Here is a 13315-nt window from a genome sequence, read left to right as displayed (position 1 = left end):
GTTTTGTTGTTGTTCGTGGTTTGCTTGTTTTGTTTGTTTTGCCTGTTGTTGTGTTTTGGTTTGGTTGGTTGTGTTGTTGTTTTGGGCGTTCGGTGGATGCCTTGGCACTGGGAGCCGATGAAGGACGTGGTGGCCTGCGATATGCCTCGGGGAGCCGGCTTGCGGGCTGTGATCCGAGGGTTTCCGAATGGGGGTACCCGGCACGAGTTGTGTCGTGTCACCTGCCCTTGAATTGATAGGGGGTGGGGGGTTACGCGGGGAAGTGAAACATCTTAGTACCCGTAGGAGAGGATATTCTGTGAGTAGTGGTGAGCGAAAGCGGATTAGGTTAAACCGTGGTCGTGTGATTACTCGGCAGGGGTTGCGGCTGCGGGGTTGTGGGGCGTGTCTGTTTGGTCTGCTGCCGTGGGCCGGTGCGTTGGTTGGTGGGTAGCCGGATTCTCTGGGATGGGGAGCCGTAGAGGGTGATAGCCCCGTAGGTTGAACCTGCTGGTCGCGTGCTTGGGCGTGTTTTTTCCCCTTTTTCGCGTGGGGTTCGTGGAGTCTTGCGTGAGTCTGCCAGGACCACCTGGCTGCCTAAATACTTCCTGGTGACCGATAGCGGATTAGTACCGTGAGGGAATGGTGAAAAGTACCCCGGGAGGGGAGTGAAAGAGTACCTGAAACCGGGCGCCTGCAAGCCGTCAGAGTCTGCTGGCCCTTTTTTTGGGTTGGTGGGTGGTGGCGTGCCTTTTGAAGAATGAGCCTGCGAGTCATGGCGTGTCGCGAGGTTAACCCGTGTGGGGTAGTCGTAGCGAAAGCGAGTCTGAAATGTTGTTGGGCGTTGTTAGTGGCGCGTTGTGGACCCGAAGCGGGGTGATCTACCCATGGCCAGGTTGAGGCGCGTGTAAGAGCGTGTGGAGGACCGAACCCGCCTCGGTTGAAAACGGGGGGGATGAGTTGTGGGTAGGGGTGAAAGGCCAATCAAACTCCGTGATAGCTGGTTCTCCCCGAAATGCATTTAGGTGCAGCGTTGCGTGTTGCCGTGCGGAGGTAGAGCACTGGTTGGTTGAGGGGCCTTACAGGGTTGCTGATGCCAGTCAAACTCCGAATGCCGTATTGGTTGAGCGTGGCAGTGAGACTGCGGGGGATAAGCTTCGTGGTCGAGAGGGAAACAGCCCGGATCGCCGGCTAAGGCCCCTAAGTGTGCGCTAAGTGGGAAAGGATGTGCGGTCGCGGTGACAGCCAGGAGGTTGGCTTAGAAGCAGCCATCCTTGAAAGAGTGCGTAATAGCTCACTGGTCGAGTGGTCGTGCGCCGATAATGTAGCGGGGCTTAAGCGTGCCGCCGAAGCCGCGGGCCTGTCTGCCCCTTGTTTTAGGGGTGGGCGGGTGGTAGGGGAGCGTCCTGCGTTGGGTGAAGCCCGGGGGTGACCGTGGGTGGACGGCGTGGGAGTGAGAATGCAGGCATGAGTAGCGAGACCGGGGTGGGATTCCCCGGCGCCGTATGACCAAGGGTTCCAGGGGCAGGTTCGTCCTCCCTGGGTGAGTCGGGGCCTAAGGCGAGGCCGACAGGCGTAGTCGATGGATGACGGGTTGATATTCCCGTACCGGTGGAGTACCGCCCATGCTGACGTGCGGGTGCTAACCCACGCCCGGCTGGTCTTTTTTGCTTCGCTCGTGTGCTTTCGGGCGTGCGGGTGGGGTTGGGCCGGTGGGTCTGGGGGTCCTCCGTGCTGGTAGGCAAGCGTGTTAACAGGGGTGACGCACTTTGGTAGCCCGGCGGGGCTTATGGCTTGTCCCGTTCAAGCGTGTGGCCCGGCGCCCAGGTAAATCCGGGTGCCATGCCTCCCTGTTTTTGGGGGGTTGGGTGAGGCGTGATGGTGACCCTGCTTGTTTGGTGGGGGATAGTGGGGTGATCCTGTGGTGCCTAGAAAAGCCTCGACGTTAGGTGCTTCACCGCCCGTACCCTAAACCGACACAGGTGGTCGGGCAGAGTATGCCCAGGCGGGCGAGTGAATCATGGTTAAGGAACTCGGCAAAATGCCCCCGTAACTTCGGGAGAAGGGGGGCCCGAGCCTTGAAGCCCTGTGCGGGCTAGGGGTGAGGGTCGCAGTGACCAGGGAGGAGCGACTGTTTACTAAAAACACAGGTCCGTGCGAAGCTGTAAGGCGATGTATACGGACTGACGCCTGCCCGGTGCTGGAAGGTTAAGAGGATCTGTTAGTCCCATTTTTGTGGGGTGAAGCGGTGAGTCTAAGCCCCAGTAAACGGCGGTGGTAACTATAACCATCCTAAGGTAGCGAAATTCCTTGTCGGGTAAGTTCCGACCTGCACGAATGGCGTAACGACTCCTCTGCTGTCTCGACCATGAGCTCGGCGAAATTGCATTACGAGTAAAGATGCTCGTTACGCGCAGAAGGACGGAAAGACCCCGGGACCTTTACTGCAGCTTGGTATTGACGTCCGCTATTGTTTGTGCAGGATAGGTGGGAGACTGTGAAGCGGTCGCGCTAGCGGTTGTGGAGTCGTTGTTGGGATACCACTCTGATGGTGGCGTGCGTCTGAACCTGGGCCCGTGATCCGGGTTAGGGACAGTGCCTGGTGGGTAGTTTAACTGGGGCGGTTGCCTCCTAAAAGGTAACGGAGGCGCTCAAAGGTTCTCTCATCCTGGTCGGTAACCAGGTGTTGAGTGCAAGCGCACAAGAGGGCTTGACTGTGAGACTGACGGGTCGAGCAGGCACGAAAGTGGGAGCTAGTGATCCGGCGATCCCGTGTGGGTGGGTCGTCGCTCAACGGATAAAAGGTACCCCGGGGATAACAGGCTGATCCTGCCCAAGAGTCCATATCGACGGCATGGTTTGGCACCTCGATGTCGGCTCGTCGCATCCTGGGGCTGGAGCAGGTCCCAAGGGTTGGGCTGTTCGCCCATTAAAGCGGTACGCGAGCTGGGTTTAGAACGTCGTGAGACAGTTCGGTCCCTATCCTCTGCGCGCGTTGGAGACTTGAGAAGGGCTGTCCCTAGTACGAGAGGACCGGGACGGACGAACCTCTGGTGTGCCAGTTGTACCGCCAGGTGCATGGCTGGTTGGCTACGTTCGGGTCGGGTAACCGCTGAAAGCATCTAAGCGGGAAACCGTCTTCAAGATGAGGTCTCCGCAAACCCCCCACATGGGGGGTTTGGTAGGCTCCCAGTTAGACTACTGGGTTGATAGGCCAGATGTGGAAGCAGGCAGCCCCTGTGGGGTGAATCCTGTTTGTGAGCTGACTGGTACTAACAACAGCCGATACAACACAAGCACCCACCACAACAAAGCAGGTGGGCAAGCACCCACCACAATCAAGCAGGTGGGCAAGCAAGCAGGTAGCGCCGTTGGGTAACCACACCCGAGCACGACACCACCAACAACAGATCAACAAACCGGGGAAGCATCCCCGGCAAACACGCACAATGACAAACCCCACACCACTAGGGGCCCGCACCACAATAGTGCCAACGCCCTGGTGGCAGGCAACCACCCCCCCGAAACAAAACAAGGCGGGGTGGTTGGGCGCATCCGCTGTACGGTTCACAACCCAGCCAGCACACCAGCCACCACCACACCCCACCCAAGGGTCAGGGGTTGTTGGCGGATGCGTGGTGCCGGTGGTCATAGCGGGGAAGCAACGCCCGGATCCCATACCGAACCCGGAAGCTAAGCCCCCCAGCGCTGATGGTACTGCCCCCCACAGGCGGGCGGGAGAGTAAGACACCGCCGGCACCACACACCCACCCACAACCCAACACCCAACCAACCAAGGACGGGCTCGCCCGAGATGGTGCGGTTGGCATGGGAGTGTCGAAGTAAGGGTTCTGCCCCGTGACCTAATAGGGTCGCGGGGCATTTGTGTGTCCGCGCATTTATGTCTCCGCCGGCTCGGCAGTCCAAGGTGCCCGCTCGGTTTCTCTAAGGCCATAGATTCCGGGTTATTGGGCTCTTCGTTTTGGAGGTCCATACGTAGCCAGGTGGTCCGCGGGCAGGCAGGCGGTCCAGGTGCGGGGTGCCGGTTCAGGCCGGTAAGGAGGGGCCAGTTCGGCAACCCCCTGGCCTGCCCACCACACCACGGCGGTAGGCTTGCGCCTGCTCGCCTAAGTGTCCAGAATCGGCACAAGCTCCCCGCCCCTCCCAGCGCACGCCCTCAGATTCGTTGGAACCATGCGGATCTAGTGGGCGGCTTCGGGGACGGCATCCTCGTTTGTGCCGCATTTGGACACTTCCCCCACCCCACCAGCCCCACCAACCGAACTCGATCGTCACGTCGACCGAACTCGATCGTCATATCAACCGAACTCGATGGTAATAACGACCGAACTCGGCGAGCACGGGGCAAACCGGAAGAACCGGTTTCCGCGGTAGGTGAGGATTCATTTCTGAGGATGCATTGGTGAGGGTTCATTGGCGTCGTCCCTGTCAGGCGAGCCCCGCAGGTGGGGCGCCCCAGTCGGGTAGCTCTCGGCATATATTCGGGCGGGCGATTCCCGCAGCGGCGGGCATCGTCCTACCTGGAACGCGTTACTCCAATCGGATCCCGATCTTCCCGTAGGCGGCGTGCTTTACCGGCGTCCCCGTTTTTGAGGCGTAGGCGCCACGGTACCAGCCGTGTCGCCGATCCGCGCACCTACAGGGTGAGCGCCCCCCGGGGCCTACGGTCGAAGCACGGATAGGGCTGCCCATGGACATGGCATAACCGGGCTCCTATGGTCGGCGTGTTCACCACCAAGAGGTATGGAGGCGTCGATGCCGAGTGGCTCGTACATCTACGACCAGACACCAGGAGCATTATCGCGTCGTCGTTTGCTGCTAGGGACGGCTGCAGCGGCCTTTGGCGCCGTTCCGGGTGGTTGCGAGGACGACGGAAGGGTGCCAGCACCAACTACCAGCGCGAGCGCTCACGCCGGTGTCGTACTTGAGGCCGAATATGCGGATGCCCGCATGTGGGTGCAGGTCGGGCCAGCCGCGGCACACGGCGGATTTACGGTGGTGCGGCTCCAGATCGCCACCGACTCTCCGGAGAATATCGATCTCGCCGGTGTCTTTGCATCATCCGGCGACTTGCTTACCATGACCCAGATCTACATGCTGTCGCTCGCTCAGGAGCAGGCTTATCTGGAATTGACTTTAAAGTCTGGCGTCGGCCGATACGGGGTCGTTCAGGGAAAACCGGTGGAGCTGTTCCCCATATTCGGTGCGGTGGGCCCTAACGTACGCGAGGTGGAGGTCTTCCTACCCAATCTAGGGATTGCCCTGGGAGTGCCGGTGGTACCCTCGGAGGAGGTCGACTTCCCTGTGACCGAGATAATCGACGACGCGGGGCTTGTACACCAATACCCCTTGCAAACCGCGCCTCTCCCCATCGGCTCCCTCGCCATTGCGGACGACGGATCTTCGGATACGGCGGTGCTCAACGACCAGACCACGGTCACCCTGCTAAGTGACCTGCTTTTCGCTGAAGACAGCGCCGAGGAGCCACAGCTGTCCGGGCAGGCGGACGACATGCTCGCCGCCGTCGTGAAGCAGGTGGCGTCCTTCCCCTCGGGCGGCACGGTATCGGTATGCGGATATTCGACGAAGAATTTCTACTACGGTGATGTTGACGGGGCCGCGGCGGAGGCTCAGGCGGTAGCGGAGAGATTGGCCGAACTGACTGACCTGAAACGCTGGGAGGTGTCGGCCGAAGGTGGCGATTACCGTACTCCGCGTATCAATGAGCGCAGCAGGCTGGGACTCTGGTTGGATGACGAGGCGCGAGCGCATATAAACCGGCGAGTCGAGGTCGTGCTGATCCCCAACGATCCAACCGAGGGCGAGACTTCGGACAGCGCCGCCGGCGATGCTGCGCCGCAGACGACCGGACCCGTAGCAACCGGGGCGCAGGGCGTCGCCGTTACTGTGGGCGAATGGGGGACACTGACCCTGTCCATGGAGCGAGTCATTCGAGTAGGCGGATTCCTAGTTGGCACGGTGAAACTGGGGGTGGAGCAGGCCCTTGGGGTAGACGTGTACCCCAGGGGGGCATTCCTGCTCCCGGATGTTGCCCAGGGCGCCCACTGGGGCGACTGCCTGGAGCATGCCTGCAACCTGACGTTGCTCAATGGCAGCGTTAGGCAGCTGCCGGCCGAATACTGGGAACCTGGCGGCGGTAACGACTACGTGCCCCTTACCAACTACATGAGCGACTACGTTCTCCCCGCCGACTCGGTTCAGATTCCCGTGATTTGGCCGGACGTGGGCGGGGATACGGTCACGCTCGACCTGCCGGGTGGTACGAACTGTGAGGGTGAGGCGATCGCCGCCCGTCTGACCGACATTCCCGTCGTCGACGGGTGAGGCGGGCGGTGGCCCGGGCGACCCCGGGCGCGGTATGGTCTACCTGAGTCGTTACCTGCGCGTGGTAGCGATTCCTGGGCCGCGGTCTGCGGCTCTGGACCACGGCTCTAAGTAAAAGCACCAGCGGTGATGAGAGGGGCGCCCATGCACGATCGACTCGGCTCCGGCGTCGACATCCGTCTGCCTCGCCGCGCGGTGCTGACGCTGCCCGCGCTCGCCGGCGTCGGCATTCTCAGCGCCTGCAGCGGCGATCAGCCCAAACCGGTGGTGCAGGCGACAACTACACCGACGGCGGGCTCCTCCACCTCTGCCGGTAAGACCAAGGCCGTCCAGATCCAGGCGAGCCTGAAGGGCCAGGAGCTGACGCTCGACGTCGGCCCCGTGGTGCGCGCGGAGCATGAGGGCGAGGAACTGGCCATTCTGCCCATTCATGCCGAGGCCGCGCGCAATAACACCGAGGCCGTGAACGTCGGTGACCGCCTGATCGGCGGGCTGCTGACTTCGGTTGCCGATTACAAGCTGCTGCGGCTAATCGACACCGTCGGCTCAAAGCTGTGGTCCACCACTAGCTGGCAAGTCTTTATCGAACCGCTTGAGCCCGGTAAGAGCCAGGACCTGCGCGCTACCTTCGGGCCCGTTGACGTGGACTCCGTGACCGTTTTCCTCTCCTGCGTCGGCTTCGTGGAGGTACCGGTTCTCGACGCCGACACCGACGGTGCCCCCAGGCTCGACGTGGAGGCTATTGTCAAGGCCGCCAACCCCTATGCGCGGCTGCGTACTCCGGCGCCATTGGAACGCTATGCTGAAGCACTTGACGGTTCCTCCTCCGGCCTGACTACCGATGAGGAAACCACCGTTGATGTCTCCAGCGACGTCACCTTCAGCTCTGACTCCGCCGAATTGTCCGACGACGCCGATTCCGTGCTTACAGGGGTGGCGGGCACCATCGCCGAGTATGACGGCGGCGACCTGGAGATCGTCGGTCACACCGACGACGTAGCCGACGACGCCCACAACCAGACTCTCTCCGAGCAGCGTGCACAGGCAGTTTCCACCCGCCTGGGGGAACTGACGGACCTCGGTGCCTGGGAGGTCACCGTCTCCGGGAAGGGGGAGAGCGAGCCGAAGGTGCCCAACGATTCGGACGACCACCGCCAGATCAACCGGCGAGTTGAAATCGTTATCACCCCTACCGGCGGCACCGACGGGAGCCTGTCCCGCTCCGATGTTGATGCTGCGCTGCCCGAGGCTGGCGGTCCGGAGGGGCACGGGCCCGACGGCGTGACCGTCGACGCCACCGATGCGTCGGGTGGACAGGTGATTATCACCCTGGAAGAGGTCACCCGCCGTGACGGGCTGCTTTTCGGGGAACTGAGGCTTAAGGGCGGCGCAGGCGGTTCCGGATCCGCCTTGAACCTCGGCTGGGTCAATGATCCCGGGGAAGTGCTCGCCAATGCGCGCGGTGAACTTGCCGGCCTGACCAGTGTGTTTTCCGCCGGCGGACTGACGCTGCTATCCGGCTCGGACCGCATCTACCCGGTGGACTACCTGCTGGAGGGCACCAGCGCCCACCGGGCCCTTACCGAACTGGAACTGACGGACAAACTTCGCGAGGGGGAGCAACTCACCCTGTGCGTCGTGTGGCCCGACACCGGTGAGGACACCGTGGTCGTGGACCACCCCGGCGCGCGCGACGGCGTGACCTCCTACGCCTGGCGGCTCACGCAGGTGCCCGTGGTTGCCGGGTGAGCAGATGGCGGGCGTGTGGGCCGCGCGCCTACCGGCTTGGTGAGCCACACGTGACGGAAAGCACCGCTGCTCGGCGTGCCTAGGCTTGCGCCGCCGGGGCGCGCGGCGTGTAAGGTGGCGCCTGCCAAAGACCGCAGGTCCCCCGCGCGAGCGGGGCCAAGTCCGCATCTGGCGGAGCCGGCGCAGGTGAGAACGAGCCCCCAGCGGCCCTCGGAGCCCTCCGAGCGCAGTAGCGAGCCCCGTGCCCACCGGCGCGGGGCTTTTCCAATGCCGGGACCTGCGGCAGACCACGGAAGGAGGGCCCATGGCAAGGCCTGAGAAGGACGCGGCTGTCGCACAGCTGGCGGACAAGTTCCGGGAGGCCAACGCCGTTCTGCTCACCGAGTACCGTGGGCTGAGCGTCGCCGACCTGAAGGAGCTGCGCCGCTCGCTCGCCGGCAACGCCGAGTACACCGTGGCGAAGAACACGCTGGCCTCCATCGCCGCCCGCCGCCTTGGACTCGATGCGCTCGTGGACGACCTTAAGGGCCCCACCGCCCTGACCTTCGTCACGGGTGAGCCGGTCGAGGCCGCTAAGGCCCTGCGCGACTTCGCCAAGGACAACAAGAACCTCATCATCAAGGGCGGCGTCATGGACGGCAACGCCCTGAGCGCCGACGAGGTCGACAAGCTCGCCTCGCTCGAATCCCGCGAGGTCCTGCTGGCCAAGGCCGCGGGCGCTATGAAGGCGTCCCTGTCCAAGGCTGTATACCTCTTCGCCGCGCCCGCCTCCCAGGCGGTTCGCACCGTTGACGCCCTGCGTGAGAAGCAGGAGACCGCGGCCTGAGCCGCCCCAACCACCAACCGACACCGCCCTGTGCTCAAGGACAGCGCAGGACCCCACTTCCAGGAAGGAACGCCCATTATGGCGAAGCTGACCACCGACGAGCTCATTGAGGCCTTCAAGGAGCTCTCCCTCATTGAGCTGTCCGAGTTCGTCAAGGCCTTCGAGGAGACCTTTGACGTGACCGCCGCCGCTCCGGCCGCCGCCGTCGCCGTGGCCGCCCCCGGCGCCGCCGCCCCGGCCGCCGAGGAGGAGAAGACCGAGTTCGACGTCGTCCTCGAGGCTGCCGGCGACAAGAAGATCCAGGTCATCAAGGAGGTGCGCGCCCTGACCTCCCTCGGTCTGAAGGAGGCCAAGGACCTCGTCGAGGCCGCCCCCAAGGCCATCCTTGAGGGCGTTGCCAAGGACGCCGCCGACAAGGCCAAGGCTCAGCTCGAGGGCGCCGGCGCCACCGTGACCCTCAAGTGAGTCCGTCCCCGGCACCGCCGGCCGCGAGCCGACGCCGGGGGACCGCATAAACGCGGCGCCGCCCCAACCGCCAGTGAGTGGTTGGGGCGGCGCCGCGTAACGCCTCCGACGGGTGATGACGGCGACGGAGAAGGATGCGGGGCAGTATGCGGGATTGTGGTGGGAATCGCAAGAAGGAACGCCGCCACGGCGTGGATCGGGGCGGAATGAACGTGTAGGCTAGCTCTTCGCGTACCTTGTGTGTACTAGCTTCAGCGGCATCGCCCAGCGGCCGGCCCGACCAGCCGGCAAACCCGCCAGGGCATGGGGGATGGCCGCCGGGACTGCGCCGCAGCGTACGCAGAGTGATCCCCGAGATGAGGGAAGGATCCCCTTTGGCTGCCTCGCGCACCTCTGCACCAACCGCCGCTGAAATCGCCGCGCGCACCGCGTCGCGTCGAATCAATTTCGCCAAGATCGCCGAGCCGATGCAGGCTCCGAACCTACTCGGCCTGCAGACCGAGAGTTTCGACTGGCTCGTGGGCAACGAGAAGTGGCGCGCCCGGGTGGACGCCGCCAACACCGCCCAGCCGGGTTCGTTGCCGGAGACCTCCGGGCTGGAAGAGATCTTCGACGAGATCTCGCCGATTGAGGACTTCGGCGAGACCATGGCCCTGTCCTTTCACGACCACCGCTTCGAGGAGCCGAAGTACACGGCCGAGGAGTGCCAGGAGAAGGACCTGACCTACTCCGCGCCGCTATACGTGGTGGCGGACTTCGAGAACTTCACCACCGGTGAGATCAAGTCCCAGACGGTCTTCATGGGTGACTTCCCGCTCATGACCGACAAGGGCACCTTTATCGTCAACGGCTCTGAGCGCGTAGTCGTCTCCCAGCTGGTTCGCTCCCCGGGGGTGTACTTCGAGCGCACCACCGAGAAGGCCACCGACAAGTACGTCTACAACGTCCGGTTCATTCCCTCGCGCGGCGCCTGGCTGGAGTTCGAGGTGGACAAGAACGACCGCGTGGCCGTGCGCATCGACCGCAAGCGCAAGCAGGACATTGCGGTATTCCTGCTGGCCCTGGGCCTGGACGAGGCCGAGATCCGTGAGGAGTTCAAGGACTACCCGGCGCTGACCACCGCCCTGGACGAGGACCGTAAGGTCACTACCCAGGACGAGGCGCTGCTGGACATCTACAAGAAGATCCGCCCCGGGGAGCCGCCCAGCGTCGAGGCCGGCCGAACCCTGCTGGAGAACTTCTACTTCAACGCCAAGCGCTACGACCTGGCCAAGGTCGGCCGCTACAAGATCAACAAGAAGCTCGGGCTCGCCGCCGATCTGAGCGAGTCGGTGCTGCGTATCGAGGATATCGTCGCCGCCATCAAGTACCTGCTCGCCCTGCACGCCGGCGCTGAGACCGTTGAGGGCGTACGCGACGGCGAGATCGTGGACATCGCCGTCGAGTATGACGATATCGATCACCTGGGCAACCGGCGCATTCGTGCCGTGGGCGAACTCATCCAGTCGCAGGTGCGCACCGGCATGAGCCGCATGGAGCGGCAGGTGCGCGAGCGCATGACCACCCAGGACGTTGAGGCCATCACCCCCAACACCCTGATCAACATCCGGCCCGTGACGGCCGCGATCAAGGAGTTCTTCGGCACCAGCCAGCTGTCCCAGTTCATGGATCAGAACAACCCGTTGGCTGGCCTGACCCACAAGCGGCGCCTGTCAGCGCTCGGCCCCGGTGGTCTGTCGCGCGAGCGCGCCTCCATGGAGGTGCGTGACGTGCACACCTCCCACTACGGGCGCATGTGCCCCATCGAGTCCCCCGAAGGGCCGAACATCGGCCTGATCGGTTCGTTGGCCACCTTCGGACGCATCAACCCCTTCGGTTTCATCGAGACCCCCTACCGGGTGGTGCGCGACGGTCAGGTCACCGATGAGACCCACTACCTGACGGCCGATGACGAGGACCGCCACATCATTGCCCAGGCGAATGTGGAGCTCACCGCTGACGGGCACTTCGCCGAGGACCACGTCCTATGCCGCGTCACGGGCGGTGAGCCTGCCTTGGTGCCGGCCTCCCAGGTGGACCTGATGGACGTGTCTCCGCGGCAGATGGTCTCCGTGGGTACGTCGCTGATCCCCTTCCTTGAGCACGACGACGCCAACCGCGCCCTTATGGGCGCCAACATGCAGCGCCAGGCCGTGCCGCTGATCCGCCCCGACGCCCCGCTGGTGGGCACCGGCATGGAGCGGCGCACCGCGGTGGACGCCGGAGACGTGCTGGTAGCCGCCAAGGGCGGCGTGGTCACTGAGGTGTGCGCCGACTTCGTGCGCGTGGCCAACGACGACGGCACGGAGACCGTCTACAAGGTCGCCAAGTTCCGTCGCTCCAACCAGGGCAACTGCTACAACCAGCGCGTGCTCGCCTCGGAGGGTGAGCGCGTGGAGGTGGGCAGTGTCCTGGCCGACGGGCCCGCCACCGATGACGGCGACCTCGCCCTGGGGCAGAACCTCCTGGTCGCCTTCATGACCTGGGAGGGACTGAACTATGAGGACGCCATCATCGTCTCCCAGCGCGTGGTCGCCGAGGACATCCTGACCTCGATCCACATTGAGGAGCACGAGGTCGACGCCCGCGACACCAAGCTGGGCGCCGAGGAGATCACTCGCGACATCCCCAACGTCTCCGAGGAGGCGCTGGCCAACCTTGACGAGCGCGGCATCATCCGCATCGGCGCCGAGGTGCGCAGCGGTGACATCCTGGTGGGCAAGGTCACCCCCAAGGGTGAGACGGAACTCACCAGCGAGGAGCGACTGCTGCGCGCGATCTTCGGGGAGAAGGCTCGCGAGGTACGTGACACCTCCCTGCGGGTGCCCCACGGCGAATACGGCATCGTCACCGGCGTACGCGAGTTCGACGCGGCCTCTGAGGACGCCGAGCTGCCGGCGGGCGTGAACCGGATGGTGCGCGTGTATATCGCCCAGCGTCGCAAGATCACGGTGGGTGACAAGCTCTCCGGTCGCCACGGCAACAAGGGGGTCATCTCTAAGATCCTGCCGGTGGAGGACATGCCCTTCCTCGCCGACGGCACCCCGGTGGATGTGATCCTCAACCCGTTGGGTGTGCCCAGCCGTATGAACGTCGGTCAGGTGCTCGAACTGCACCTGGGTTGGGTGGCCTCCCGCGGCTGGGACGCCGCCGCCGCCCGGCAGGACGGTCAGGCCTGGGCGCAGCGTCTGCCGGAGAACGGTGTGGCCGCCGAGCCCGGAACGCCTGTGGCCACTCCGGTGTTCGACGGTGTGCGCGATGACGAGATCATGGGGCTGCTCGACTCGACCCTGCCCAGCCGGGACGGCGTGCAGCTGGTTCAGCCCGATGGCAAGGCGCGGCTGTTCGACGGCCGTTCGGGTGAGCCCTTCCCGTATCCGATCTCGGTGGGCTACATGTACATTCTCAAGCTCCACCACCTGGTTGATGACAAGATCCACGCCCGCTCCACCGGCCCGTACTCGATGATCACCCAGCAGCCGCTGGGTGGTAAGGCGCAGTTCGGCGGTCAGCGCTTCGGCGAGATGGAGGTATGGGCCATGGAGGCCTACGGCGCCGCCCACGCCCTCCAGGAGCTGCTCACCGTCAAGTCTGACGACGTGGCGGGTCGCGTCAAGGTCTATGAGGCCATCGTCAAGGGCGAGGACATCCCCGAACCCGGCATCCCCGAGTCCTTCAAGGTGCTTATGAAGGAGATGCAGTCGCTGTGCCTGAACGTGGAGGCCTTGGACGCCGTCGGAAATGTCATTGGCCTGGATGACACCGACGACGACGGCCGCCGCGCCTCCGAGGAGCTCGGCTTCGACCTGGGGCGCCGTCCCGGCGGGGGCGCCGTGGCGGTGGATGAGATCTGACTCCCAATGCCCCGCCAGGACGCCGCTGCGCGCCCTG

The 13315-nt window shown here is 64.0% G+C and carries 5 protein-coding genes and 2 rRNA genes; all 7 read left to right on the top strand.

The features are described from left to right. Nucleotides 1-69: 69 nt before the first annotated feature. The 7 genes from CWT10_RS13255 (at nt 70) to rpoB (ending at nt 13278) form a co-directional block, all read left to right on the top strand. Nucleotides 70-3276: ribosomal RNA gene (locus tag CWT10_RS13255) — 23S ribosomal RNA — on the top strand. 343 nt (nt 3277-3619) lie between these two features. Continuing rightward, nucleotides 3620-3738, top strand: a 5S ribosomal RNA gene (rrf, locus tag CWT10_RS13250). A gap of 1017 nt (nt 3739-4755) precedes the next feature. Continuing rightward, nucleotides 4756-6345: a hypothetical protein gene (locus tag CWT10_RS13245; protein WP_128683490.1), complete on the top strand. Its 1590-nt coding sequence runs from the start codon at nt 4756-4758 to the stop codon at nt 6343-6345. Between the two features lie 144 nt (nt 6346-6489). Further along, a complete protein-coding gene (locus CWT10_RS13240; protein WP_103063294.1) occupies nt 6490-8094 on the top strand; it encodes an OmpA family protein in 1605 nt (534 codons plus the stop codon). Between the two features lie 304 nt (nt 8095-8398). Further along, entirely contained in the window at nt 8399-8920 is a 522-nt protein-coding gene (gene rplJ / locus CWT10_RS13235) for a 50S ribosomal protein L10 (RefSeq protein WP_103063293.1), read from the top strand. Between the two features lie 78 nt (nt 8921-8998). Continuing rightward, nucleotides 8999-9385 carry a 50S ribosomal protein L7/L12 gene (gene rplL / locus CWT10_RS13230; protein ID WP_103063292.1) on the top strand — a complete coding sequence of 129 codons (387 nt, stop codon included), beginning with the start codon at nt 8999-9001 and terminating at the stop codon, nt 9383-9385. Nucleotides 9386-9759: 374 nt separating this feature from the next. Then, on the top strand, nt 9760-13278 hold the full coding sequence (gene rpoB, locus CWT10_RS13225) for a DNA-directed RNA polymerase subunit beta (RefSeq protein WP_103063291.1): 3519 nt from the start codon (nt 9760-9762) through the stop codon (nt 13276-13278). The last annotated feature ends 37 nt before the right edge of the window (nt 13279-13315 follow it).

Source organism: Actinomyces qiguomingii, from assembly GCF_004102025.1.
Classification (GTDB): domain Bacteria; phylum Actinomycetota; class Actinomycetes; order Actinomycetales; family Actinomycetaceae; genus Actinomyces; species Actinomyces qiguomingii.
This window is presented reverse-complemented; position numbering and strand designations above follow the sequence as displayed.

Excerpts from the sequence above, each read along its gene's own strand:
- rplJ (WP_103063293.1), top strand. The coding sequence starts at position 8,399 with ATGGCAAGGCCTGAGAAGGACGCGGCTGTCGCACAGCTGGCGGACAAG.
- CWT10_RS13240 (WP_103063294.1), top strand. The coding sequence starts at position 6,490 with ATGCACGATCGACTCGGCTCCGGCGTCGACATCCGTCTGCCTCGCCGC.
- rplL (WP_103063292.1), top strand. The coding sequence starts at position 8,999 with ATGGCGAAGCTGACCACCGACGAGCTCATTGAGGCCTTCAAGGAGCTC.
- CWT10_RS13245 (WP_128683490.1), top strand. The coding sequence starts at position 4,756 with ATGCCGAGTGGCTCGTACATCTACGACCAGACACCAGGAGCATTATCG.